Source organism: Kallipyga gabonensis (genome assembly GCF_001286805.1).
In the GTDB taxonomy this organism is placed as follows: domain Bacteria; phylum Bacillota; class Clostridia; order Tissierellales; family Peptoniphilaceae; genus Kallipyga; species Kallipyga gabonensis.
On the sequence record NZ_CXYV01000001.1, the window covers coordinates 264,098 to 289,367 of the forward strand.

A 25,270-nucleotide genomic window follows, 5' to 3' on the forward strand; every position below is an offset into this window, starting at 1 on the left:
AATATCACAAGTCCTAAGCAATTGCAAAATTCCAAAAGATTGGGTATCATTACCCTTTGTATACTGTGTTTCTATCCATGATCTTATCGAGTAAGGAGGTTCCATGATTCGTCTTTCGCATCCAAAAGCAAAACCCGCTCTGCCTACCGAGAAAAAAGAAATTGCCAAAAGACTATGGTCCCTCTCTTACCCTACGATGATCTCCTTTGGCTTAGAATCCTTCTATGATATTGTCGACATGGCCTGGGTCGGACAGATTTCGCCGGAAGCCCTCTCCGGTGTCACCATCTTTTCCACCCTCTATATGCTATTTACTGTTCTCAACGAAGTGGCCGGCGATGCTTCCATCTCCCTGATCTCCCAATATTACGGGAGGGGTGATAAAGAAACCACCCAAAGGGTCGCTGAACAAACCATCTCCTTTAAGATTGTCCTCGCTTTCATCTCCATGGCCCTCCTGCTCCTCTTTATCCGCCCCGTCATGGCTTTCTATACCGATGATGCCAAGGTTATCTCCGAAGCCCTGTCCTACGGCTATATCCGGATCTTCTTTATCCCGGTTCTTTTTGCCCTATACTCCGTCAACACCATCTTCCGCTGCACCCAGGACTCCATCACGCCCATGAAGATTATGCTGATTTCCGCCGTCCTCAACCTCATCCTGGACCCCATCCTCATGTTTGATACCGTCCCCTTCCTGGGCATCCCTGGTGCCGGTTTGGGTGTCCTCGGTGCTGCATGGGCGACCATCCTGGCCTCCGCCGCTGCCTTCATTTATGGTTTTACCATCCTGGCGACCGGCTGCAGAAAGGTCCGGATTTCTATCCCCGGCCTCTTCCGTCTGGACAAGGAGATTGACAAGAAGCTCCTTTTCATTGGAATTCCCTCCGGTGTCCAGTTCTTTATCCGCCAGTTCTTCAATGCCGCTATGGTCAAATTTGTCGCGGTCTACGGAACCACCGCCATCGCCCTGGCCGGCATCAATGGCAAGCTCAATGGCTTCGCTCTCATGCCCATCTTCGGCCTGACCATGGCGGGATCCACTCTTGTCGGTGCCGCTCTGGGCGAAAACCGGATCAAGGAAGCCGAGCTGGTTACCAAGGTCGGGGCCCTGGTCAATGTCATCATCGTCGGCTCCCTTTCCCTCCTCATCGCCATCTTTGCCCGGCCCATCATGTCCCTCTTCTCCCAGGATCCCATGATTGTGGATAATGGCATCCCCATGCTGTGGATTATGGCGGTGGACCTCCCTATCCTGGCCTACTGCTTCGGTCACAAAGTGGTCTTTTCCGGATCCGGTTATAACCGGCCTAAACTCATCTCCACCATTGGCTCCACCTGGCTGGTCCACCTTCCCGTGGTTCTGGTCATGATTTACGTCCTCCATGTCCCCATTCTCATCTTTTGGACCTCCTACCTCTTTGCGGACACAGCAGACCTCCTCATCACCCTCTATTATTACAACCAGCCCACCTGGAGACTCAACCGCGTCTGATTATCCCCGTCTTTCCCCATCCCCGGACCTCCGGGGATTTTTTATTTTTCTTCTTCCCAACCTTCCGGCAGCATAGGACGGCCCAAGCGGTAGTAGGTAGCTGTGGAAATCCCCAGAACCTTCTCCCCGTCACTCACCTCGGCCTTCAAGGTCACAATCCTCTTCCCCTCATTGACTACCTCCGCCTGACAATAAGCGGTTCCTCCTTCTTTAATGGAGTCCATGAAGTGGTAAGAAATATCAATGGTAGTCACCGCCTCATCCAAATAAACCAGGGCCAGGGCCATAGTGGCATCCGCCAGAGATACCAGGGATCCTCCCTGGGCGATCCGGTAGGGATTGGTCAGGTCCTCCCCGATCTTCATGGAGGCCTCGGCATAGCCCTCGCCCACCTCCTCGCACTCGACCCCGATGTGGAGGCCGAAGTTGTTATGGTTGATCCGGAAACGCAAGTTTTCTTCTTTAATCATAAGATGTCCTTTCTGAATTGAAATAGGAAACAAACAATATGAATATACCCTTATGGGGGGAGGGGTTATATAATATAAGACAGGGCTCGCTGAAGAAATAAGCAAAAAATTTAATTATTCTCTCTATTTGAAAGGAGATTATATGACCATCTTTCGTCATTTCTTAAAGAAGAGTACAGATGATTTATGCCTCATGGAGGCCGCTCAAATCCTCCGTGACCAGCCCGATTCCGCCATCCTCCTCGACGTTCGCAGTGATGAAGAATGGAACGAGGGCCACCTTCCCGGTGCTCTTCATATTCCACATGACCAAATCCCGCAAAGGGCCAAAGAGGAGCTTCCTCAAGATAAGCCCCTCTTTGTCTATTGTCGGTCGGGCCACCGGGCCGGACTCGCCAAAAAGGATTTGGAAAAGCTCGGCTTTACTGAGGTCCATAATGTGGGGGGTATTTTGGATTATAAGGGGGAGTTATTAAGGGAATTATAAAATGTGATTCCCTTAACTATCATCTTCCCATAGTATATACCTCAATACTAATAATAGCGGAGGGATAAAGAATACTATGCTATAATCTCAAAATACGTTCTTTTATGGAGAAAATATATGAATGAGTTAGAAGAAAATTTAATTATTGATTTACAAAAGATGAACTCTCTTTCAGGAGATGAGGCACATCAATACTGGTTTCACCGTTTCCAGGGGCTGGCGTATGAAGATGATCAGCATCTGCGTGATGCAATATCTGAATTAGAAAAGTTAGAACTTCTAATGATCTCTTTATGGGCGGATAATATCCCTTGGCTAGCAGAACTTACAGAACGCGGAAAAAAATATTCAAGAAATAAAGTATTGCTTCATCTGTATGGATTGCCCTTAATAAAATGGCTATTTGGGTTCATTACAATGATTTTAGCTGGAGTGTTGACCCATTTGTTAACGAAATGATCCAAAAATAGTTCATGTTTTGAATAACCAATTCAAAATAAAAACCCTTTTACACTTTTCGAATTATTTCTTTACATCCAGTAAATTTCTGGTTGTTATGACAATATAAGTATATACTTTTCACAATAGAAATATTTAATACGATTGTAAATATGTATTTCCAGAAGAGTGGATAAAAGTTAACTTACATAACTTAAAAAGCTTCCATATTTTTTTTTTAATAAAAATATGAAGGTATTAATGATACCATGAGGGAAGCGGCCATAGAAATGATGGCCAAAATAATCTAGAAAAAAATTGGGGGCAAAATTGGGGGCAAAACCTAAAATGTCTATAACTCAGAGGAAACAAAAACGGCCTGAAAGCCTTTATTTCAAGCCGTTTCTTTATTATCGGAGTGAAAGGATTCGAACCTTCGGCCTCCTGCTCCCGAAGCAGGCGCGCTACCGAGCTGCGCTACACCCCGAAAAAGTCACCGAATCCGTTTGGTGACTTAAAGATTATACCACAGGAATGGCCTTCCATCAAAATTTAGCCCTTATACTTTCGCTTTTCCGGAACCCAAGTCCGCTCGGAGATGATGTAGCGAGGGCGGTGCTTGGATTCCAGGTAGATCTTTCCGATGTAGGTCCCGATGACCCCCAGGGAAAAGAGCTGGATGCCGGCCAGAAAGGAGAGGATACAGATGACGGAAGCCCAGCCGGATACGGTGGAACCGGAGAGGCCCTTGAAAAAGGCCCAGAGGCAGGCCAGGAAGCCAAAAAAGGACATGATAAAGCCCAGGATGGTGATCCAGCGAATGGGCTGGACGGAAAGGGAGGTGATCCCGTTGAAGGCCAGGGCCAACATCTTGGACAGGGGGTAGTGGGACTCCCCGGCCATCCGCTCCTCCCGCTTGTAGAAGACCTTATCAGAGGGGAAGCCCACCAGGGGGATCATACCCCGGAGGAAGAGGTTAACTTCTTTGAAGTCGGCAAATTCCTGGAGAACCCGGTCAGAGATGAGCCGGTAGTCGGCGTGGTTGTAGACCGCCTCCACTCCCATGGAGGCCAGAAGTTTATAAAAAGATTCGGCGGAGAAGCGTTTGAAGAAGGAGTCGCTGGCTCGGTCCGACCGAACGCCATAGACAATCTCCGCTCCGGCCAGGTACTTGTCCACCATGGCATCCATGGCACTGATGTCATCCTGGCCATCACAGTCGATGGATATGGTGATGTCCACCTTGCCCTTGGCCTCCATGAGGCCGGCCAGAACGGCGTTTTGGTGGCCCCGGTTGCGAGACTGGCTCATGCCGATAAAGACCTCATCCTCTTCCGCCAGCTCCTTGATGATTTCCCAGGTCCTGTCCTTGGACCCATCGTTCACAAAAAGGATCCGGGACCGGGATGAGATTTTTCCGGCATCCACCATGGACCGGACCTGGTCTCGAAAGAGGGGGGCCGTCAGAGGAAGAACTTTTTCTTCGTTATAGCAGGGGATGACCACCCAGAGGATGGGCCTTCCCTCCCCTTTGCTCCCCGGGATCCGGGGAGTCCGGTTTTGGTCAATGGGGTCCATGAATACTTCCTTTCATTCGATGAACTAACGGAAAAGGTCGAGGAACCTGTCCCAAAGGGATTCTTCTTCCTGGACCGGTGCCTGGGTGACCTCTTCTTCTTTTTGAATGCCATCCGACATGTAGACAAACTGCACCAGGCCCAGCTGGGTGTTCTTCTCGGAGCTGAAGGATTCGGCATGGAAGCCTTCTTGGGTAAACTTTCCTAAGGCATCATCCATCCGGTCCTGGGCCTCCTGGGCCATGCCGCCGGTTTCCTGGGCCATCTGACCGGTTCCGCCGGCGAGCTGGTCGATCCCGCCCAGATAGCGGGCCAGGCCCTCCTGATAGCCGGCCATCCCCTCCAGAGCTGATCCCAGACCACCGGACAGGGTTTCCAGGCCCGCTGCCAGTTCCTTCTGACCACCCAGAAGTCGGTTATGGTTGACCAAGATGGTGTCAATCCCGGCCTTGAGCTCTTGGATCCGGCCCATCTGGCTGAGGTCAAGTCCCGACCCGGCAGAGGCAAACTTCTTGATTCCACCGATGAGCTGGTCCTGACCGCCCTTGATCTGGTCAAAGCCGGAAACCAGCTTTCCACCTTCTTGGTTCAGCTGGCCCAGGCCCGTTTGAATCTCTTGGGCGCCCGGATAGACCTGGTCGACCAGGGCATCGAGGAGGGCATGATTCCCCCCCACATACTGGCCCAGCCCCTCATGGAAAGACCGGAGACTCTGGCTGAATTCGCCCATCTTCCCCATGGCCGCCAACATTTTCTCCAGATTCTCATCCTCCAGAAGGGCCTGAATCTGGCCCATGGATTTCTCCATGGAGGAGAGGTTGGTCTTCAGATCCTCCATATCCTTTTGGGATTCCTGAATCTTTTCCCGGTAATCGGCCAATCCCCGGTTCAAGGATTGGTTGATTCCCCCGACTTGACTTTGGACCTGGCCCAGAGTTCCCAGAAGCTTTTGAACGGCAGGGTTGGCCAGGTCTTCCTGGCTCAGGCCAAGCTGGGTGATCAGGGTTTCTTGGTTGAGGGAAGCTTCCAGCTGGTCCAGTCCTTGGCTCAAGGCTTTCATCTGATCCATCATGGGCGTGGGGTCCATTTTTTCCACCTGCCCTTGAAGGGACTGTAGACCCTGGGTCAGGGCCTGAAAGCCTTGCTTAAGACCGGCTAGCTTAGCCGGATCCAGGGAAACCTGTCCTTGGGGAAACTGGTTGGATAAAACGTCTAGCATCTTTTGTGAAGCCTGAAGTAGGCCTTCCCCGCCTTTTTTCAGGGCAGAGGATTGGTCGACGAGGGTGCTCAATCCCTGGGTGAATTCATCCTGCCCCCGGACAAGCTGTCCGACTCCCCCGGTATAGGAAGAAAGTCCCTGGCTGAAAGCAGCCATGCCCTCTTCCAGTCTCTTTGTTCCTTCCTCCAGTTGACCTACACCCCGGGTCAGGTCACCCAGGTTGCCCCCAAGGGCTTCCACCTGGTCAACCAGGCTGCCGATCGCCCCGGCATACCGGCCCAGACCCTCCTGGAGCTGGGTCTGCCCCTGAATGATGGTATTCTGTCCCTTGGCAGCCTTGTTGGCCCCTGTCCGGAGAGCTTCCATCCCGGCGTAGAGTTCTTTTGTGCCTTTGCTAAGAGCCCCACCATGGGAAGCCAGTGTTTTGGTCCCGGCGTCAAGGTCACGGATTCCGGTCTCCAGCTTACTTAGGCCGGAGAAGAGTTCCTCGGTATCCGGCAAATCCACATCCATGGAAAAGGGGATGCCGGCCATGGTGATGGCCTCCATAGCAAAGTCACGGGCTTTAAGTTTAATGGTGAAGTCCAGGTCCTCGCCGGGGAGGGCAATATAGGTTAAAGACCGCTTGGATCCCTGGTAGGCGATCTGGGCTTTGCCTCCGTCCAGAACCTCCACCTTGTTGGTGTCAAAGCTGAGGGTGAGCTGGGCCATATAATAATCCCTATAGGCAGCCTTTGCCTTGGGGTTGGGGCGGATCTTCCCCAGCAATTCCACCTCCCCCTTCTGCCCGGCTAGTTCCTTGGGCTCCAGGGTCTTCCCATCCAGCTTGTATTCTAAAGAAAGGAGCCAGGGAAGTTCCTCCTTTGGCGCATTCCCCTGGTAGAAGAATTGACCGGCCTTGACGGGGACCCGAATCTCATCCCCCTGCCGGCTGATCTCCTGGTCGTTGGTCAGGTTGACCAGGCTCTCATAATTCCCGTAATCCAAGATTGTCGTATCTTCCTCCGGACGGAAGGCGTTGACCACATGGACCGACTTGGTCTTCCCCCTATTGTCCATGGAGACATAAACCACCTCGTCTTTAGGGGTATTTTTTTCCGTCTCCGAGGCAGCCATGACCGGCAGGGAGCCCCCAACCAGGACCATGGCCAAAAGAACCGCCAGGAAGCGCTTTGTCAATTTCATGCCCAGACTCCTTTCAAAAAAAGCGTGTTTACCGCCGTCATTATTCCTTGATTTCCGGTCCATGACCCGCCTCCTTTATGTTCGCCGAGCCCTTCCCGGGGAAGAAATGGATGCCCCGGGTGGTCTTTTCCACCAGCCCGTCGAAGAAGTAGAGGAGGGCAGGGAGGAGGAAGATGACCATAAAGAGAGAGAGGAGGGCACCCCGTCCTAGGACTGTCCCGATCTCGGAGACCACCTCCAAAGAAGAGAACTTATAGAGGAGGAAGCCGGCCAGGGCCAGGATGAAGGCGGGCGGGATGATGGACCCATAGGTCTTCATACCGGACTGAACCAGGGCCTTGTCTTTAGGTATGTCCTCCCGGAAGTGGAGGTAGTGGTTGGTGTAAAGGATGGCGTAGTCCACCGTGGCTCCCAACTGGATGGATGAGATGATGAGGTAGCCGATGAAGGTGAGCTCGGTGTTGGTGAAGTAGGGGAAGGAGAGGTTGATCCAGATGGAGAGCTCGATGGTCAAGACCAGGAGGATGGGGAGGATGAGGGACTTGAAGTTGATGGCAATGACCATGGCGATGGAGAGGATAGCCAGGAGGTTAACCAGGCGGTTGTCTACCTGGATGATGTCCTTCATGTCCTTGAGGGTGACTGAATGGCCCAGGATGTGGGCCTGGTCCCCATAAGCCTCATTCGCCAGGGAACGGACTTGGTCGACCAGAGCGAAGGCCTCTTCCCCCTCCTTGGGAGAGGTGGTGTTGATAATGATCCGGTCATAATTCTCGCTCATGAGCTCTTTGGTCGCCTGGCCCGGGAGGACTTCCACGGGGACCCCCTCCCCTACCATCTCCGTATAGGAAAGGATGGAGGTCACCATGGGGAGGTCCTGGAGGTCATTCACCAGGCCTCTTTCCCGCCCCATATCCCCCTTGGGAACCAGGAGGACGATTTGGGTATTCGGCTTAAATTTCGAGTTGATAAAGTCCGCATCCTTTTGAATCTGTGAATTCTCAGGGAATCCCCCCATCCCATAGGTGAATCGGTTGGACCGGGAAGCCAGGAAGGCCACCGGAACCAAGATGACAAGGAGGATGAGGATGAAGCGCTTTTTATAGACAAAGGTCGATAGTCCCTTAAAGCTGGGCAGGAAGGACCGATGGCTCAGCTTTTCTTCCCACTTTCCGAAAAGAATGAGGAGGGTGGGGAGGAAGAAGATGACGCAGAAAAGGGAGAAGGCCACCCCCTTGGCCAGAACGAACCCAAGGTCCATGCCCAGGCGGTAGCGCATGAAGATGAGGGCCAGGAAGCCGAAGACCGTGGTCAGGGCCGAAGAAACGATGGAGGAGGACGATTCGCAGATGGCTTCCACCAGGGCCTGGTCCCGGTCCATCCCGGCTTCCTTATTCCGCGCCCAGGCGTGGAGGAGGAAAAGGACGTAGTCCATGGAGACCGCCAGCTGGAGGATGGAGGTCACCGCCATGGTGATGAAGGACACTTCGCCGAAGAAGATGTTGGTTCCCAAGTTGAGGATGATGGCTACGGCCAAGGTCAGCAGGAGGAGGAAGGGGTCCAGCCAGGACTGGGTGGAAAAGAGGAGGATGAGGACGCCCAGCGGGATCATCAATGAGGTGATCAGGAGGACCTCCGAGGAAGTGGCCTCCTGGCTCATGGTCTGGTCCACCAGGTCCCCATCATAATAGGCCTGGATCCCCTTGGCGTTGGCCAAATCCTTGATCTTGGCCAGGCTCTCCTTGGCATTCGTTGTCTCTACCGTCACCTGGAGGAGGGCCGTCCCCGTCTTTCCATCCGCATTGGGTTGGTAATATTGGTCCAAAAGGGTCGGATCCACCAAGTCCAGAGGCTGGTTCAAAGACACATAGGTATCCAACCACATGACCCGGGAAACCTCATCCGGCCTGCCCAGGTCTTCCTTTATGCCGGCAGCCTGGGGCAGGGATACGCCTTCCATGACCATCCGTAGATTGGGTACCGACTCATGGAATTCCCCGTCCATCACCTCCAAGGCCCTCGAAGACGCCGCCTCCTTGGGCAGGTACTTGGCCAAAGAATAATTCGTCTTCACCTGACCGGCCAAAAATCCACAAAAAAAAACCGCCACAAGAAAAGCAATGAAGATCGGCCGATAATGCCTGACAATAAATTTTGCTACTTTTCTCATATCCCATCCTCACTCTTCCGCCAAAACACCCCTATCCCTAACGTCGATAATAGCGGATAGGAATAAAAGGGTTCAACTATCACTAGTATTATCACATATATGAGCAAGATGTGTGAGTCTTTTGTGGATGAGGGCGGGGGATTAATGGAAAGAGATGGTTAATTGAAATAGAATTCAAAATGCTCAGACTGATAAGATCCCTACATTATTTTTATCTAGCTATCAAGTTTTCCCCTGCATTTCCAAAGTGCCATTGGGTGCTGTTCGATACGCAGGAGTATCTCTTTGTCATGAAAAAGCAACTCCGGACGATACTGTTGCTGACGAAATGAAGTCCAGAAAGAAAACTCTTTTCCATCCGGTGTCAATAGTTCCTGAAGATAGACAATAACCTTCTCATACGCCTGCTGTGCATCAAACCAAGTGCCACGACGTAGTACAGGAATCAAGTCAGTTTTAACACGCTGTTGAGACACAGAAGCGATCTGCTTAAAATCAAAATGATCAGGAACACGGTCCGAACCAATAGCACTATAAAACATGACACACTTTTTTAGCATGGATTCCTTCGACTCATCAAACAGTTCATACTCTACCATTTTATAAATATCGTAAAGGTCGCGTGGGGCTGCTCGATTAAGAAGTGCAACAATTTTGGACCCATAAATTTCTATTGGATGAACACATAAAACACGAAGCTCCTGATCTAGCCACATCAGTTCAACCGCTCTCTTCGTGAGCGTTAATACATGACAAAGCCAAGCCTGCGAGCCTCCTTTCCCAAGGTCATTCTGTCAAATTGCATCATAATCTACCACCCCTTTATCTATCATTTGGATTAGGTTCTTTGGTGCATATAATTTCCATTCCCTATGTAAGACAAAGTTTTGGCCTTCTCTAAATAAATAGGATTTTCCTCCTGGGAGGTGAGATTTACACATGGTAAAAAAGCTCTTAGAGAGACCAAGGTCATGTGCAAAGACCGATAGAATATAGCCTGTCTTTTGATAAAGAAATCCATTGTCATATTCTGTCAGATAGGACATGAGTGCTTTCTCATCAAGCATGGGAATCAGTACTAGACAGCGCAGAAGCTCTTCCAGTCCACCAATCTTGTTGAACATATTAATAGAATCAATCACTGTTCGCTCAAGCGTCGTAACGCGAACCCGTTTTTTCCTTGTCACACCACCAGTAATCCGTGGAGCAACTCGTTGGTATGTAATACCATCATATTCAAAATTTCGGAATCGGCTGTCACTTGTCACCAGAGTCTCATAAAAGACCTGATTACTGTAGCCATAGAATTCAAAAGCACTGTGATAAGACACAGTGGCATCGTCACTGATATGAGAGGCAATGACATAACGGTTAGCAATGGGTTGACGGGTTTCCAAACTAATAGCGACGTATAAATCCCTCTTTACTTGCTCAATATAGCCTTTCTTTTGATACTCCCGACAAATCCATTTTGCAGCCGCCTCACTACCAGTTACTTGTTCTAAATCATTTTTACTGAAGCAGCCTAATTCCAGTAGCTTTTCATAATATTTCATAATAATCACCTCTCTAATTATATAGTTATTATAACTCACACAGATTGTTATTACTCTCTTTTTGGGTAAAATTAAAAACATTTTGCGCGATATGCTCGAATGCTTATTACTTCGTTCATAAAATAGAAAAAAATTGGCCCCAAAATTGGCACCAAAAAGATTTTTCAGGCCAAGCATAAAAATAAGAAAACGGCCTGAAAGCCTTGCTTTCAAGCCGTTTCTTTGTTCATCGGGGCGAAAGGATTTGAACCTCCGACATCTTGCTCCCAAAGCAAGCGCGCTACCGGACTGCGCCACGCCCCGTGAGAAATAAATATACCACAAGGGTGAAAGATTGACAAGACCTACCAATAGTAAGGGGCATCAGATGCCCCCTTATTGACCATTTTGGCAGATGAGGAGGAAAAACGACTCCCCCTTAAATGGCTATTTTGGCAGATGAGGGGGACAAACGACTCCCCCTTAAATGGCCATTTTGGCAGATGAGGGGGCTTCGTTTGGCCCCCTTTTTCCATGATTTCGTCAGTTAAGGGGGCTACCAATGGCCCCCTTTTCCCCCGACTTTGCTAAATGAGGGGGCCCTGCGGCCGGCAGTCACAAAGGGCCCTCGCCCAGCCACAGCAGTACCTGCAGCCCCCCTCCCCTACCTTCTCCTCAGTTCCTCCCGCTGGATGATCTGCTGGCGGGTGGATTCGGAGAAGAGCTCATCGGAAGGATTCCACTTCTTTAGCCAGTTGAGAGAGGACCCGGTTCCCCGGACGACGGCCGTGAGGGCGTGGTCGGGGTGGTGGAGGTCGATGGAAATCCGGTCATGGAGGAGGCGGTCCAGGCCCTTGATCAGGGAACCACCGCCGGTGAGGAGAATGCCCCGGTCATAAAGGTCGGCGGCAAGCTCGGGCGGGGTGTTGGAAAGGAGGTCGTGGACGGCATCGACAATGGTCATGAGGGAAGGTCTGAGGGCCTCCGCCATTTCGGTGGAGGAGATATAGATGGACTTGGGCAAGCCGTCATCCAGGCTCCGGCCCTTAACTTCCATAGTCTCCTCCATCCCATCGGAAGCGCCGGAGCCCAGCTGGATCTTGAGCTCCTCGGCTGAGCTGTCGCCGATGATGAGGTTGTAATGGTCGCGGATGTAGCGGAGGATGGCCTGGTCAAAGGCGTTGCCGGCCACCCGGATGGACCGGGAGACCACAATTCCCCCCAGGGAGATGACGGCAATATCCGTAGTCCCCCCACCGATATCGACGATCATGTGGCCACCGGGCTCGGAAATGTCCACGCCCGACCCGATGGCCGCAGCCAGGGCCTCTTCGATGAGGTAGACCGAGTGGACCCCGGCAGCCTTAGCGGCCTGGACCACCGCCCGCTTCTGAACCTGGGTGGCCTCAGAAGGAACACAGATGACCACATCCGGGCTCAGGAGGGACCGGCCCATGGCCTTATGGATGAAGTAATCCAACATCTTGGCCGTGGAGGGGTAGTCCGCGATGACCCCGTCCTTGAGGGGCCGGCGGGCGATGATGTTGCCGGGGGTCTTGCCCAGCATCCTCTTGGCCTCTGCGCCGACAGCCACAATCTCATTGGAGAAGCTATCAAAGGCAACCACAGAGGGCTCATTCAAAACCACGCCCTGGGACCGGGTGAAGCAGAGAACGGAGGTCGTCCCCAAGTCAATTGCCATGTTTTTCCGTAAATATGCCATCGTTTGGCTCCCTTATCTTCGTTTTACACGCGTTCCTGGTATTTTTTTGCCACTTCCTGGAGGTCCTGGACACGGTCCAAGCTCTCCCAGGGGAAGTCCTCATCCTGGCGGCCGAAGTGGCCGTAGGCCGCCGTCTTCCCATAAATGGGCCGACGGAGGTCCAGGGTCTGGATAATGGCCGCCGGACGGAAGTCGAAGACCTCCTGGATCATGGCCGTTAGGTCTTGGTCGCTGTATTTCCCGCTGCCGAAGGAGTTGACGTCCATGGAGAAGGGGGTGGCCCGGCCGATGGCGTAGGCCAGCTCGATCTCCACTTCATCCGCCAGGCCGGCAGCCACCATGTTCTTGGCCACATAACGGGCGAAGTAGGTGGCCGACCGGTCAACCTTGGAGGGATCCTTCCCGGAGAAGGCTCCGCCGCCATGGTGGGCCCGGTCCCCGTAGGTGTCGATGATGATCTTCCGTCCGGTCAGGCCCGAATCGGCGGCCGGCCCGCCTTTTTCAAAGCGGCCTGTGGGATTGACGAAGAAACGGGTCTCGGAATCCAGCAATGAGGGGTCAATGGTGGGGACCACTACTTTGGTCCAGAGCTCCTCCTTGAGCTCCTTCATTGTGATTTCCGGGTCATGCTGGGCGGAGATCAGGATGGACCGGACCCGGTTGGGCTTGCCATTCATGTATTCCACGGAAACCTGGGTCTTCCCGTCCGGACGGAGGTGGTCAACAATCCCCTCCTTCCGAACCTGGGCCAGGCGGTAGGAAAGCTTGTGGGCCAGGTCTGTAGTCAGGGGCATGTAGTTCTCCGTCTCCTTGCAGGCGTAGCCGAACATGATCCCCTGGTCCCCTGCCCCCGCCTGGAGCCGGGCATCCGAATCCCCTTCACGGGATTCCTCGGACTGGTTAACCCCCTGGGCAATATCGCTTGACTGCTCCTGGATCGAAGAGAGGACGGCACAGTGGTTGCCATCAAAACCCGACCGGGTATCAACGTAACCGATCCGGTTGAGAGTCTTCCGGGTCACGGCATCGAAATCCACATAGCCGGTGGTGGTAATTTCCCCGGTAATAAAAATGATTCCATTGGTAGCCAAAACCTCACAGGCACAGCGTGCATCGGGGTCCTGGGCCAGGGTCTCATCTAAAATCGCATCCGCCACCTGGTCACAGACCTTGTCAGGATGGCCCTCCGTCACGGATTCTGCGCTTAAAACTCGTCTTTCTTCCTTCATCTCTTGTTCAGAAGGCTCCTTCGGATGACCTTCCTGCTCCTTTCTTCCTAATAAAACCGTATCACTTCTATTATATACAAAATCCGAAAAAGAAAATACCAAGCCCTCCCAAAGGCAGGCTTGGTCCTCTCATTTCCTCTTAGTTTTCCTCGTCTTTTGATAGCAAAAGGAGGCTGGCCATAGCGGCCATCCCTTCTTCCCGGCCAACAAAGCCCAGACCCTCGGTCGTGGTCGCCTTAACCGAAACCTGGTCGACCCTGCAGTCCATGATCTCGGCCAGTTTCCTCCTCATGGCATCGATGTGGGGGGCCAGTTTAGGCCTCTGGGCCATCACCACCACATCCACATTCCCAATGGTGTAGCCCCGATCTTCCACCCGGTCCATGATCCCCCGGAGAAGGAGGAGGGATGAGATGTCCTTGTACTTGGGGTCCGTATCCGGATAGAGCTTGCCGATATCCCCCAGGCAGAGGGCCCCGCAGAGGGCGTCCATGATGGCGTGGGTCAGAACGTCCGCATCCGAATGGCCCAGGAGACCTTTTTCAAAGGGAATTTCGACTCCCCCCAGGATAAGCTTCCGCCCCTCCACCAGTCGATGGACATCATAGCCCGTTCCCACTCGTATATTATTCATGGGTATCCTCCATAAGCAGGTAACGACCGTAGGCCAAATCCTCCGGTCGGGTCAGTTTGATGTTTTGTCCATGGCCCGGGTAGATGGCCACCTTCCTCCCAATCCGCTCCAGCATCTGGGCATCATCGGTGACCCTTTCCCCCTCCGCGAGGGGCTTATCATAAGCAGCCAGAAGGGCTTCCTTCCGAAAGATCTGGGGGGTCTGGGCCCGGTAGAGCTGGGCCCGGTCCGGGGTTTCCCGAATCTCTCCCCGGTCATTGACCCGTTTGATGGTGTCGGTCACAGGAACCGCAGCGATGCAACCATCCAGATCCTCCGCCTCCATCCGGTCCAGACCTCCTTCAACCAAGTCGGGGTCCAGGAAAGGCCGGGCCCCGTCCTGGATCAAAACCAGGTCCGTGTCATCGTCCAGGGCATCCAGCGCCTTCCTAATGGTGTCCATCCTCTCCTCCCCACCTTGGACCAAGGCAAAGGTCTGGTCAGGGAAGTTTTCTACCAGGCCGGGAAGAATTTCTTCATTCACCCGGTCCAGGTCCTCTTCCCGCACAAGAAGGATGTGGTGATCAATCCGTCCCGTTTCAGCCAGGGCCCGGACTGTCCGCTCGATGACAGGCATCCCGCCCAGATCCACCAAAATTTTATTGACCTTTCCCATCCGCTGGGACCGGCCCGCCCCGGCAATCAAAGCGGTAACCTTCAGCCTAGTCATCAAGTGCTCCTAAATTCATGGCAAAGGTGGAATCTTGAAGGGCTCGTAGTCTATAAATGGTTGTAGTCGGATCCACCTCGACATCATCCCTGGTCAGAATCTGGCCGGCCTTAATCGACCGGACCATCTTGGACTTCCCGGCAATAATACCGAAGGGAACATGGCCCCCTTGAACCAGGTCCTCATGGCTCTCCACCAGCCCACGGAGGCAGAAACCGCCCATTCCGTCCAGTTCCTCCCCGGCCTTCAAGTCTTTTTTTGCCACACAAACCGTTTCCGCTACCGGACCGCCCGGAAGGGGAGTAATCGCCATCTGGTCGTGGAGAATGGCCTTGGCGATGGTGATGGGGGTTTCCAGAGATCCCAGGTGGAAGGGACGGTAGAAAAGGAAGTGGTCACCATCTTTTTTCATCATGTAGTTGAGTTCATCCTGCACCCATTCATTTTGTGCTTTGGCGATGACAAAAACACCGGGAGCAAGTCCATCCACATATTCCACGATCCCGTATTGACTTAGGATTCCCCCTTCTTCTTTTGTCCGAAGATCTTTCAGGGTCTCTTCCTCGCCACCGGTAATCCCATGCATGCCGGGAATATCCGGGAGGAAGCCGGTAGCATTGGCCAGGAGGTTCATTTCCGCCATGGTCTTGGTCCCGTCCTTAAAAGAGGCCAACATCCGGGGATTCATTCCCCTCGCCTCTGCCTCTTCCCTACAAGTCTCCGGATTAGCTCCATAATTAATTTTATTATTCTTTCCTTTACCGGCCACCAGGACTTCCATTCCCATGGTTTTGGCAAATTCAAAAAGCTTGAAGGTTTCTGCCGGCTCATCTCCATTTGACCCGGTGTAGATCAGTCCCGCCTGGTCAAAGAGCTTGTGCATGAGAGGACCAATGGTGATGTCCACCTCAACATTGAGGAGGACCAGGTGCTTCCCCTGAAGAAGGCACTCATAGGCGATCTCCGCTCCTCCTTCGGTAGTCCCGGTCGCATCGACCACCAAGTCAACTTCCTTTGACCGACAGATGGTTCGAAAATCCGTGTCTTGAACGATGTCAGAGTCCCTGCCCGACAATCGCTTATAATTTTTTACTGCTAATTCTATCCGATCGAGGTTGTGGTCACAAATGGCCATCAGGGCCATCCCGGGAACCGTAGATAGCTGAGCGACCAAACCCTGCCCCATTTGGCCTGCACCAATAATCCCCAGGCGTATGGGTCTGTTTTCCTTGTCCAGTTCGAGAAGTTCCTGGTAAATCCTTGCCATGTTCCATCCCTTCCATAACTCCCGGACTAAGGTCAGGCCGGGCGTTTTTTCAGTTTACTATCCTATTACTTCTTTCCTGTCCATAGACCCCCTAAGAAGTCGATGGATCCTCCGGTTCATAGACCAGGATGTCGCCCGGTTGACAATCAAGATTTTCGCAAATGGCCTCTAAAGTTGAAAAACGAATAGCCTTAGCCTTTCCGGTTTTCAAGATGGACAGGTTGGCCATAGTGATCCCGACCTTTTCCGAGAGTTCCGTCAGGGTCATCTTCCGCTTGGCCATGATGACATCCAGGTTGACTTTAATCCTCATCATCCCCTCAAATCGTCAGTTCCAGGTCGTCTTTCATATCAGAGGCATCTCGGACCACCTCAGCAAAAAGACGAAGGACTTGGCTGACCAGAAGAGAAAGGAGGAGGCCAATAAAAAGAGAGAGGAGGATCATGGACCGGACTCCGGCGACAAAAAGAAGGAGGTCCAAGAGCCCCAAGGTCACCTGGCTCACTTCAAGAGCTTTGGCCGACCCTTTCAGGGAGACAAAAATGAAGAAAGAATAGAGTTTTTCTTTGTTGCGGAAGACCCGGAAGAAAGCCAGGAAAAGAATAGCGGAAGAGGCCGCCATGGCCAATAGAATGATCCAGGCCATGCAAAGAATCCAGGGGCGGAAGGCCGCCAAAGAAGGATTTTCCAGGGCCATTCGGTGAGATAGAGTGACAACCGGACCCAGGGCGATGTATATTGTGAATAGACAAATGGCAAGCAGGAGAGCTTGTATGGTAATCATCCGCCAGCGTTTCATGGTATCCCCTTTCTTTTTCTTATCCAGTATAGGCGATGTTTTATTGATAATCAAGAATCTTTTATTGAATATCAATAAAAAGTTTGGTTGACTGTGCCATGAAATACTTTTATGGGGCCGGGCGTGGTAAAATAGGATGAAACTGATGTCAGGAAAAAATTCGCTTGAGAAAGGAATGACAATGACAACGAGAAACCGCCTTGTAGTTAATCTCAAGGCTTTAAAAAATAATCTCATGGTCCTCAATAGTCGTAAGGAGGACGAAAATCCAGAGGCCAAGGTTTTCGGTGTGGTCAAGGCGAATGCCTATGGCCTTGGGGCAGTACGTGTAGCCAGGGAGATTGAAGAGGAGGTGGACGGTTTCTGTGTTGCCCTCCCGGAGGAAGCCAAGGAGTTAGTGGAGGCGGGCATCCAAAAGCCCATCCTTTCTCTGGGCTACCTTCCCCAGGAGTGGATGGCCTATTTTGCAGAAAAGGGGATTCGTCCCACCCTATACGACCCGGATTCTGCCATAGCCTTCAACCGGGAGGCCAAAAAGCTGGGTGTCTGTGCCCCCTTCCACCTGGCCATTGACACGGGGCACTCCCGGATCGGAATTCTTTGGGACGATGAGGACCGGATGGAAAAAATCCGGGCCATGGCTGAGCTGGACCACCTCTTTTTAGAAGGGGCTTTCAGCCACTTTGCCTCGGCCGATGAAGAAGATCCCGCCTTCACTGACCGGCAATTCGACCGCTTTCTAACGGTCATGGAGGAAATGAAGGAGGAGGGCATTGCTGTTCCCATCCGCCACATTGCCAATGATGCGGCTTTAATCCGGGACCCCAAATATGTTTTGGATGGTGTCCGCCTGGGCATTTCTCTTTACGGGGAGTTCCCCTCACGTGCAATCAGAGACCTCAACCCCATTGACCTGGAAGAGGTGGTCGCCTGGAAGACGGTGATTACCAATATCAAAACCATCGTCCCCGGAACTCCTGTCTCCTATAACCACAAATGGAGGGCTCCGGTTTCCTCGAGGATTGCCACTCTCCAGGTGGGCTATGCCGACGGCTATGCACGAAGCCTGACCAACCGGGCGGATGTCCTCATCCGGGGCTACCGCTGCCCCCAAGTTGGGGCGGTTTGCATGGACCAGATGATGGTGGATGTCAGTCGCCTGGAAGATGAACTCCGGGCAAAAAAACAGCCTCCCCTCTCCGTAGGCGAGGAAGCCTACCTGATGGGTCATGATCCCGCCGAATGGCCAACAGATTCCCCGATCACCCCATTAGAGCTGGCCGATACGATCTATACCATCTCCTACGAGATCCTGACCTCCGTTTCCGGCCGGGTCACTCGAGAATACCTGAATTAGGAGGCTCTATGAAAATCCCCCTCGTCCAGTGCGGATGTGGACGGCCAAAAAAAGCCGAGCGCGGCGACCGTGGATATCGATCTTGCTTTGGTAGATAAGGTCCGTTCGACTTTTACCTTTGAAAACGACCAAAGAAATGACCTCTATTAAAAACCTTCAGGAATGAGAGATCCCCCTCCCAATAAAACAGGAGGGGGATCTCTCATCTTTCTTCAATTACTCTTCAAAGGAAGTCTAATCGGTCTTTTTCAGTATGGTAAACCCATAGGGTTCAAATTCTACCAGTATTCTTTTGTCATCGTACCTGTATATCTTTGAATTTTTCGGAAATAAATTGCTTGATAAGCTTACATCCTCCGGGCCCAGAGTCTTAGATGTGTCCTCATAGGAAAAAGCCACCTTTCCAATAAGCTCATATTTGCTTGTGTCAAAGTGGTCAAATTCTTCCTCCCATATATAGATATCATCGTCAACTTTAATCATGGGTTTAAAGGAATCATCGGATTCATTTCCTCTTCGATTCAGCACATCCGGTGGAATTTGAGAAAAAAAGAGGATAAGAAGGGCAACAAGACACACCCCACCAATGATTTTTACCAACCTTGAATTGTGTTGTCCCATATAAACCTACCGTTCCGGGTACTCCCTTGCTTTCGTCCTTCGTAGGTACAAGATCTCAAAAGCTTCTCCTATGCGTTGGAATCGCCACTTTGACGGCAGCCGGGAGTCACTCATGGACCGTTCCCACCCGACAACGGTTTTGAATTCACGCATTTCCGTTTGCCTATGCAGACAGCCTATGGAAAAGAGAGCCCTATTACCTACTGGATAACTCCTCGATCTCATCTTTACTAAGGCCTAAGGTGCTCAAAACCTCCCGGCTATGGTAGCCCTCCGGATAGCCCGCATGGACATAGGCAGGCGGTGTCTTGGTCATCCGGATGGGATTGCCCAACTGGGTAACTTGACCCTCACCAATGGCCAGGGGGACCTGAGGAAAGACCCCTCGTTCCTGGTAATGAGGATCCTTAATGACCTCATCGATCGTTAAGACCGCTTCCACACAAGCATCGGTTTCCCGGAAAATAGCCGTCCATTCCTCCCGGGACTTGGTCCGGAAGGTCGCCCGAAAAGCCGCCTTGACCCCTTCCGGATCCTCCTTCAAAATTTTTCCATCCTCCCATTCCGGATAGCCTAAGGCCCGACAAAGGGCACGGAAGAACTTTCCTTCTAGGGAGCCCACGCTCATATACCCCCCGTCCTTGGTCTCATAGAAATCATAAATTCCTCCGCCATTGAGCAGGCCTTCTTCCGGTCCCACCGGACCTTCTCCCGCCAAAAAGGCAGCCCCATCCATGGAAAGGAAGGGGACTAAGCCATCGGCCATAGCGATGTCGATATACTGGCCCTCTCCCGTATTCTGCCGGTGGATGACGGCGGCCAGGATGCCCACCAAGGCATTCATGGACCCGGAAGCCACGTCGGCAATCTGGAAGTTGTATAGGGCAGGGCCGCCCTCCTTTCGCCCGGAAGAAGCCGCAATACCCGACTGGGCCAGGTAGTTGATGTCGTGGCCTGCCCGGTCTTTTTTAGGCCCGGTCTGACCATAGCCGGTAATGGAACAGTAGATGAGCCCCGGATTCACCTTTGCCAAGTCCTCATAAACCAAGCCCAGCTTGGCCATGACGCCAGGACGGAACTGCTCAAGAATAATATCGTAGTCGGCAACCAGCTTCTTGACGACCTCTACAGCCCCCTCCTTCTTCAGGTTGAGAAAAAGGGATTTCTTGTTCCTTCCCAGCCAAGCCCCCACTCCACCGGTCCCCTGGCCCGGAAGATCCGGTGACCAATGGGTGACCAGGTCATAGCGACCCGGACCTATCACATGAAGAACTTCCGCTCCTAAATCGGCAAGGACCATGCTGGCATAGGGGCCGGGCAAAAGAGTGGTAAAATCCAACACCTTCAGCCCCTCCAGGGCCCCCGTGCTTTTTTTGATTGTATCTGTCATCATATCCCTCCTTTCCCCTATTCTAACAAAAAAGCAAAACCCGAGAGCGATTGCTCTCGGGCTTCTTATTTGGCGATTTCCTACTCTCCCAGGTCGTCTCCAACCAAGTACCATCGGCGTGAAGAGGCTTAACTGCTGTGTTCGGAATGGGAACAGGTGGATCCCTCTTGCTATCATCACCATATGAAGAATGAACACCTCATTCTTGTTTCACCTTAACCTCAAATAGTAAAAGATATTTCTGGTCAAATTCACGAGTAATTAGTATCAGTCAGCTTCATGCATTACTGCACTTCCACCTCTGACCTATCAACCAGATTTTCTACCTGGTCTCTTTCGGAAATCTCATCTTGAGGGGGGCTTCGCGCTTAGATGCCTTCAGCGCTTATCCTGTCCAGACGTAGCTACCCAGCGGTGCCCTTGGCAGAACAACTGGTAAACTATCGGTCTGTCCACCCCGGTCCTCTCGTACTAGGGGCAGCTCCTCGCAAATTTCCTACGCCCACGCTGGATAGGGACCGAACTGTCTCACGACGTTCTGAACCCAGCTCGCGTACCTCTTTAATGGGCGAACAGCCCAACCCTTGGAACCTGCTCCAGCTCCAGGATGAGACGAGCCGACATCGAGGTGCCAAACACCCCCGTCGATGTGAACTCTTGGGGGGTATAAGCCTGTTATCCCCAGGGTAGCTTTTATCCGTTAAGCGACGGCACTTCCACTCGCAACCGCCGGATCACTAAGTCCTGCTTTCGCACCTGCTCGAGTTGTTGCTCTCGCAGTCAAGCCTGCTTCTGCCTTTACACTCATTGAATGGTTTCCGTCCATCCTGAGCAGACCTTTGAACGCCTCCGTTACTCTTTGGGAGGCGACCGCCCCAGTCAAACTGACCAACTGACAGTGTCCCCGGTCCGGATCACGGACCTAGGTTAGAACTCTAGTCCTTAAAGGGTGGTATCCAAAAGGCGACTCCCTAGCAGCTGGCGCCACTAGCTCACAGTCTCCCACCTATTCTGTACATTAAAAACCAAAGTCCAATGTCAGCCTACAGTAAAGCTCCATGGGGTCTTTCCGTCCTAGCGTGGGTAACCCGCATCTTCACGGGTACTACAATTTCACCGGATCCTTTGTTGAGACAGCGCCCAAATCGTTACACCTTTCGTGCGGGTCGGAACTTACCCGACAAGGAATTTCGCTACCTTAGGACCGTTATAGTTACGGCCGCCGTTTACTGGGGCTTAAGTTCAACGCTTCGCTTGCGCTAACGCTTCCCCTTGACCTTCCAGCACCGGGCAGGTGTCAGCACCTATACTTCGTCTTACGACTTCGCAGATACTTGTGTTTTTGGTAAACAGTCGCTTGGGCCGATTCACTGCAGCCATACGATTCGTCGAACGTGAAGTTCTATTTTTATATGGCACTCCTTCTCCCGAAGTTACGGAGTCATTTTGCCGAGTTCCTTAACAAAGGTTCTTCCGCGCGTCTTAGAATTCTCATCTTGCCAACCTGTGTCGGTTTTGGTACGGGTGCTCTTACTCTCGATAGCGTCTTTTCTCGGCAGCCGGGCATCAGAGACTTCCCTACTTATTTTTCGGTCCCCATCAGATCTCAGCACCATTCGGCGGATTTACCTACCGAACTCGCCTACCTCCTTGGACAGGCTCTACCTTTCGCCTGCTTCCCTTAGCCTTCTGCGTCAACACTTCTCTCAAACGAGTAAAAACAGTTCCGGAATCTCCACCGGATATCCATTGCCTACGCCCTTCGGCCTCAGCTTAGGTCCCGACTAACCCTGAGAGGACGAGCCTTGCTCAGGAATCCTTCGGCTTTCGACGGGCGAGATTCTCACTCGCCTTCTCGCTACTCATGCCAGCATTCTCTCTTGTATGCCCTCCACAGTGGGTTATCCCTTCTGCTTCAATGCACATACAATGCTCCTCTACCGATTGTCAAGACAAAAAGTATTCTGTTCACTTGCACGTTTCTTGTGAATCTCTCTTGCGTGAAATTGCATTAATTCAATAAAGATAACTTGCTTCTTACCTCAATCTCTTTAACGCGTTTTCGTTGTAGAAATTTGACTTCGATATTTCTAGTCTTCACAATCCGTAAGCGTGTTGAACAAAATACTTTTTGTCTCGATCAATCCCGTAGCTTCGGTATCATGTTTAGCCCCGTGTATCTTCGGCGCCGCTCCACTCGACCAGTGAGCTATTACGCACTCTTTCAATGCATGGCTGCTTCTAAGCCAACGTCCTGGTTGTCTAAGTAGAATGACCTCCTTTTCCACTGAACATGATTTAGGGACCTTAGCTGACGGTCTGGGCTGTTTCCCTTTCGACTATGAAGCTTATCCCACATAGTCTAACTCCCATGGATAATAAACGGAATTCGAAGTTTGATAGGTGTTGGTAGGATATATCCCCCGCGACCATTCAGTGCTCTACCTCCCTTTATCTTCCTCATGAGGCCCACCCTAAAGTGGTTTCGAGGAGAACCAGCTATCTCCGGGTTCGATTGGCTTTTCACCCCTAATCACAAGTCATCCAATGCGTTTTAAACCGCACCTGGTTCGGTCTTCCATAGAATTTTACTTCTACTTCATCCTGCTCATGACTAGATCACCCGGTTTCGGGTCTATATCCGCAAACTCTCGCGCTATTCACACTCGGTTTCCCTCCGGCTCCGCCCCTGTAGGGCTTAACCTCGCTTACGAATATAACTCGCTGGCCCGTTCTACAAAAAGTACGATATCAGGGTGCATGACCCCTCTATCTGCTTGTAAGCACAAGGTTTCAGATTCTCTTTCACTCCCCTTCCGGGGTTCTTTTCACCTTTCCCTCACGGTACTTGTTCACTATCGGTCACATGGTCGTATTTAGGCTTAGGAGGTGGTCCTCCCATGTTCCCACCAAATTTCTCGTGTTCGATGGTACTCTGTCGTGACAACGGCAAAACCTTTCAGTTACAGGACTTTTACCTTCTTTGGTTCTTCTTTCCAGAAGATTCGCCTGGGTCTCTTTCGTCTTCTTCACTATCGGCCTCTTTCCCCTTCGCTCGCCGCTACTAAGGAAATCGCGTTTGCTTTCTTTTCCTCCGGTTACTGAGATGTTTCAGTTGGCCGGGTGTCCCCTCCTACCGTTATGGATTGGCGGTAGGATGACAGGTTCTTCACCTGCCGGATTGCTCCATTCGGAAACCCACGGATCACTGTCTTTTGGACTCCCCGCGGCTATCGGTGCTTGACCGTCCTTCGTCGGCGCCATGTGCCAAGGCATTCGCCTCGTGCTCTTCTCGATTTGACCAGAAATATCTTTTACTATTCGATTGTCAAGGACCACATCGAAGGTCTTAACCTCTGATGAAAAAACCCTTCATGATGAAGGGTTATGGAGATGAAGAGAATCGAACTCTTGACCCCCTGCTTGCAAGGCAGGTGCTCTCCCAGCTGAGCTACACCCCCACGTCGCCTCGGACGCGATTAGCAATCAATAAACTTATGATTTTCGGTCTCTCGACCATTTTGTCTGCTCCAAGAATTGTTCGTAAGCTTTCGCGAATTCGGTTTCGGTACTTCTTCATCAGTTACCTGACGCCTTTTCCCTTGCCTTCCTTCTCGTATTTCTTACTCACCTTCTCAAGCTTTCCTTAGAAAGGAGGTGATCCAGCCGCAGGTTCTCCTACGGCTACCTTGTTACGACTTCACCCCAGTCATTGATCCTACCTTCGGCGCCTGCTTCCTTGCGGTTCGCTCAGCGACTTCGGGTATTACCAACTTCCATGGTGTGACGGGCGGTGTGTACAAGACCCGGGAACGCATTCACCGTGGCATGCTGATCCACGATTACTAGTAACTCCGACTTCATGGAGGCGGGTTGCAGCCTCCAATCCGAACTGAGATTGGTTTTCTGCGATTCGCTTGACCTCGCGGTCTCGCTGCGCTTTGTTCCCAACCATTGTAGCACGTGTGTAGCCCAAGACATAAAGGGCATGATGATTTGACGTCGTCCCCACCTTCCTCCGGTTTATCACCGGCAGTCTCGTTAGAGTCCCCAACTTTACTTGCTGGTAACTAACGACAGGGGTTGCGCTCGTTGCGGGACTTAACCCAACATTTCACAACACGAGCTGACGACAACCATGCACCACCTGTAGAACAGCTCCGAAGAGACGGTGTATCTCTACACCCATCCGTTTTATGTCAAGCCTTGGTAAGGTTCTTCGCGTTGCGTCGAATTAAACCACATGCTCCGCTACTTGTGCGGGTCCCCGTCAATTCCTTTGAGTTTCACACTTGCGTGCGTACTCCCCAGGTGGAGTGCTTAATGTGTTAACGGCGGCACCGAGGTTTGACCCCCGACACCTAGCACTCAGCGTTTACGGCGTGGACTACCAGGGTATCTAATCCTGTTTGCTCCCCACGCTTTCGTACCTCAGCGTCAATATGTGTCCAGACAGTTGCTTTCGCCATCGGTATTCTTCCTAATCTCTACGCATTTCACCGCTACACTAGGAATTCCACTGTCCCTTCCACTATTCAAGCCTACCAGTTTTCAACGCTTGCCGAGGTTGAGCCCCGGGCTTTCACGTCAAACTTAATAGGCCGCCTGCGTACCCTTTACACCCAATCATTCCGGACAACGCTCGCCCCCTACGTATTACCGCGGCTGCTGGCACGTAGTTAGCCGGGGCTTCCTCCTGGATTACCGTCATTATCTTCGTCCAGGACAGAACTTTACAATCCGAAGACCTTCTTCGTTCACGCGGCGTCGCTGCATCAGAGTTTCCTCCATTGTGCAAAATTCCCCACTGCTGCCTCCCGTAGGAGTCTGGGCCGTGTCTCAGTCCCAATGTGGCCGTACACTCTCTCAAGCCGGCTACTGATCATCGCCTTGGTAGGCCGTTACCCTACCAACCAGCTAATCAGACGCAAGGCCATCACACACCGATAAATCTTTGACCTCTC

General features: G+C 52.0%; 19 protein-coding genes, 3 tRNA genes, 3 rRNA genes and 1 pseudogene. 5 read left to right on the forward strand and 21 right to left on the reverse strand.

Annotated elements, in window-relative coordinates:
* Positions 1 to 103 precede the first annotated feature (103 nt).
* Complete coding sequence (locus tag BN2373_RS01335; protein WP_053942392.1) at positions 104 to 1,495, forward strand: MATE family efflux transporter; 1,392 nt, start codon at positions 104 to 106, stop codon at positions 1,493 to 1,495.
* 41 nt (positions 1,496 to 1,536) lie between these two features.
* On the opposite strand, the gene BN2373_RS01340 is transcribed toward BN2373_RS01335, so the two are convergent.
* Positions 1,537 to 1,965 (reverse strand): PaaI family thioesterase, encoded by a 429-nt coding sequence (locus BN2373_RS01340; RefSeq protein WP_053942393.1) that lies wholly within the window; start codon positions 1,963 to 1,965, stop codon positions 1,537 to 1,539.
* 142 nt (positions 1,966 to 2,107) lie between these two features.
* Between BN2373_RS01340 and BN2373_RS01345 the strand changes: the two genes are divergently transcribed.
* Both BN2373_RS01345 and BN2373_RS01350 read left to right on the forward strand, forming a co-directional pair.
* Positions 2,108 to 2,452, forward strand: a complete 345-nt coding sequence (locus BN2373_RS01345) for a rhodanese-like domain-containing protein (protein ID WP_053942394.1) — start codon at positions 2,108 to 2,110, stop codon at positions 2,450 to 2,452.
* A gap of 117 nt (positions 2,453 to 2,569) precedes the next feature.
* Entirely contained in the window at positions 2,570 to 2,911 is a 342-nt protein-coding gene (locus BN2373_RS01350) for a hypothetical protein (protein ID WP_053942395.1), read from the forward strand.
* A 392-nt stretch (positions 2,912 to 3,303) separates the two neighbouring features.
* Here the strand turns inward: BN2373_RS01350 and BN2373_RS01355 are convergent.
* The 14 genes from BN2373_RS01355 to BN2373_RS01420 all read right to left on the reverse strand — a co-directional run bounded on the left by BN2373_RS01355 (position 3,304) and on the right by BN2373_RS01420 (position 16,938).
* A tRNA-Pro gene (locus tag BN2373_RS01355) sits at positions 3,304 to 3,377 on the reverse strand.
* 65 nt (positions 3,378 to 3,442) lie between these two features.
* Entirely contained in the window at positions 3,443 to 4,468 is a 1,026-nt protein-coding gene (locus tag BN2373_RS01360) for a glycosyltransferase family 2 protein (RefSeq protein WP_053942396.1), read from the reverse strand.
* Between the two features lie 24 nt (positions 4,469 to 4,492).
* Entirely contained in the window at positions 4,493 to 6,934 is a 2,442-nt protein-coding gene (locus BN2373_RS01365) for a hypothetical protein (protein ID WP_053942397.1), read from the reverse strand.
* Complete coding sequence (locus BN2373_RS01370) at positions 6,912 to 9,041, reverse strand: efflux RND transporter permease subunit (RefSeq protein ID WP_053942398.1); 2,130 nt, start codon at positions 9,039 to 9,041, stop codon at positions 6,912 to 6,914. The genes BN2373_RS01365 and BN2373_RS01370 overlap by 23 nt, the downstream gene beginning before the upstream one ends.
* Before the next feature lie 215 nt (positions 9,042 to 9,256).
* Complete coding sequence (locus BN2373_RS01375) at positions 9,257 to 9,757, reverse strand: nucleotidyl transferase AbiEii/AbiGii toxin family protein (RefSeq protein ID WP_082337953.1); 501 nt, start codon at positions 9,755 to 9,757, stop codon at positions 9,257 to 9,259.
* Positions 9,758 to 9,835: 78 nt separating this feature from the next.
* Positions 9,836 to 10,810: a type IV toxin-antitoxin system AbiEi family antitoxin domain-containing protein gene (locus BN2373_RS01380; protein WP_074017930.1), complete on the reverse strand. Its 975-nt coding sequence runs from the start codon at positions 10,808 to 10,810 to the stop codon at positions 9,836 to 9,838.
* Positions 10,811 to 10,826: 16 nt separating this feature from the next.
* Positions 10,827 to 10,900 (reverse strand) — tRNA-Pro (locus BN2373_RS01385).
* A gap of 340 nt (positions 10,901 to 11,240) precedes the next feature.
* A complete protein-coding gene (gene mreB / locus BN2373_RS01390; protein ID WP_019134835.1) occupies positions 11,241 to 12,299 on the reverse strand; it encodes a rod shape-determining protein in 1,059 nt (352 codons plus the stop codon).
* A gap of 23 nt (positions 12,300 to 12,322) precedes the next feature.
* Complete coding sequence (metK, locus tag BN2373_RS01395; protein ID WP_053942425.1) at positions 12,323 to 13,528, reverse strand: methionine adenosyltransferase; 1,206 nt, start codon at positions 13,526 to 13,528, stop codon at positions 12,323 to 12,325.
* Positions 13,529 to 13,667: 139 nt separating this feature from the next.
* Positions 13,668 to 14,162, reverse strand: coding sequence for a 2-C-methyl-D-erythritol 2,4-cyclodiphosphate synthase (gene ispF / locus BN2373_RS01400; protein ID WP_202904627.1), 495 nt, complete (start codon positions 14,160 to 14,162; stop codon positions 13,668 to 13,670).
* Positions 14,155 to 14,871 (reverse strand): 2-C-methyl-D-erythritol 4-phosphate cytidylyltransferase, encoded by a 717-nt coding sequence (ispD, locus tag BN2373_RS01405; protein ID WP_053942399.1) that lies wholly within the window; start codon positions 14,869 to 14,871, stop codon positions 14,155 to 14,157. Before ispD ends, ispF begins: the two co-directional genes overlap by 8 nt.
* On the reverse strand, positions 14,864 to 16,138 hold the full coding sequence (locus BN2373_RS01410) for an NAD(P)H-dependent oxidoreductase (protein ID WP_053942400.1): 1,275 nt from the start codon (positions 16,136 to 16,138) through the stop codon (positions 14,864 to 14,866). The genes ispD and BN2373_RS01410 overlap by 8 nt, the downstream gene beginning before the upstream one ends.
* Before the next feature lie 91 nt (positions 16,139 to 16,229).
* The gene (locus BN2373_RS01415) at positions 16,230 to 16,451 is read right to left on the reverse strand and encodes a helix-turn-helix domain-containing protein (RefSeq protein ID WP_053942401.1); all 222 of its coding nucleotides are present in this window, start codon (positions 16,449 to 16,451) and stop codon (positions 16,230 to 16,232) included.
* Positions 16,452 to 16,458: 7 nt separating this feature from the next.
* Entirely contained in the window at positions 16,459 to 16,938 is a 480-nt protein-coding gene (locus tag BN2373_RS01420) for a hypothetical protein (RefSeq protein ID WP_053942402.1), read from the reverse strand.
* Positions 16,939 to 17,119: 181 nt separating this feature from the next.
* Here BN2373_RS01420 and alr point away from each other — a divergent pair, with 181 nt between their 5' ends.
* A complete protein-coding gene (gene alr / locus BN2373_RS01425; protein WP_162200040.1) occupies positions 17,120 to 18,295 on the forward strand; it encodes an alanine racemase in 1,176 nt (391 codons plus the stop codon).
* Positions 18,296 to 18,529: 234 nt separating this feature from the next.
* Here alr and BN2373_RS01430 read toward each other — a convergent pair whose 3' ends face one another.
* A complete protein-coding gene (locus tag BN2373_RS01430; RefSeq protein ID WP_053942404.1) occupies positions 18,530 to 18,916 on the reverse strand; it encodes a hypothetical protein in 387 nt (128 codons plus the stop codon).
* Between the two features lie 4 nt (positions 18,917 to 18,920).
* On the opposite strand from BN2373_RS01430, the pseudogene BN2373_RS07945 reads away from it, so the two are divergent.
* Positions 18,921 to 19,043: pseudogene (locus BN2373_RS07945) on the forward strand (IS481 family transposase); the annotation flags it as partial.
* 69 nt (positions 19,044 to 19,112) lie between these two features.
* Here the strand turns inward: BN2373_RS07945 and BN2373_RS01435 are convergent.
* From BN2373_RS01435 to BN2373_RS01455, 5 genes are all read right to left on the reverse strand, one after another.
* Complete coding sequence (locus BN2373_RS01435; RefSeq protein WP_337999376.1) at positions 19,113 to 20,309, reverse strand: CaiB/BaiF CoA transferase family protein; 1,197 nt, start codon at positions 20,307 to 20,309, stop codon at positions 19,113 to 19,115.
* Positions 20,310 to 20,373: 64 nt separating this feature from the next.
* Positions 20,374 to 20,490 (reverse strand): 5S ribosomal RNA (rrf, locus tag BN2373_RS01440).
* Positions 20,491 to 20,547: 57 nt separating this feature from the next.
* Positions 20,548 to 23,609 (reverse strand): 23S ribosomal RNA (locus tag BN2373_RS01445).
* An 85-nt stretch (positions 23,610 to 23,694) separates the two neighbouring features.
* Positions 23,695 to 23,767 (reverse strand) — tRNA-Ala (locus BN2373_RS01450).
* Positions 23,768 to 23,956: 189 nt separating this feature from the next.
* Positions 23,957 to 25,270 (reverse strand): 16S ribosomal RNA (locus tag BN2373_RS01455); the annotation flags it as partial.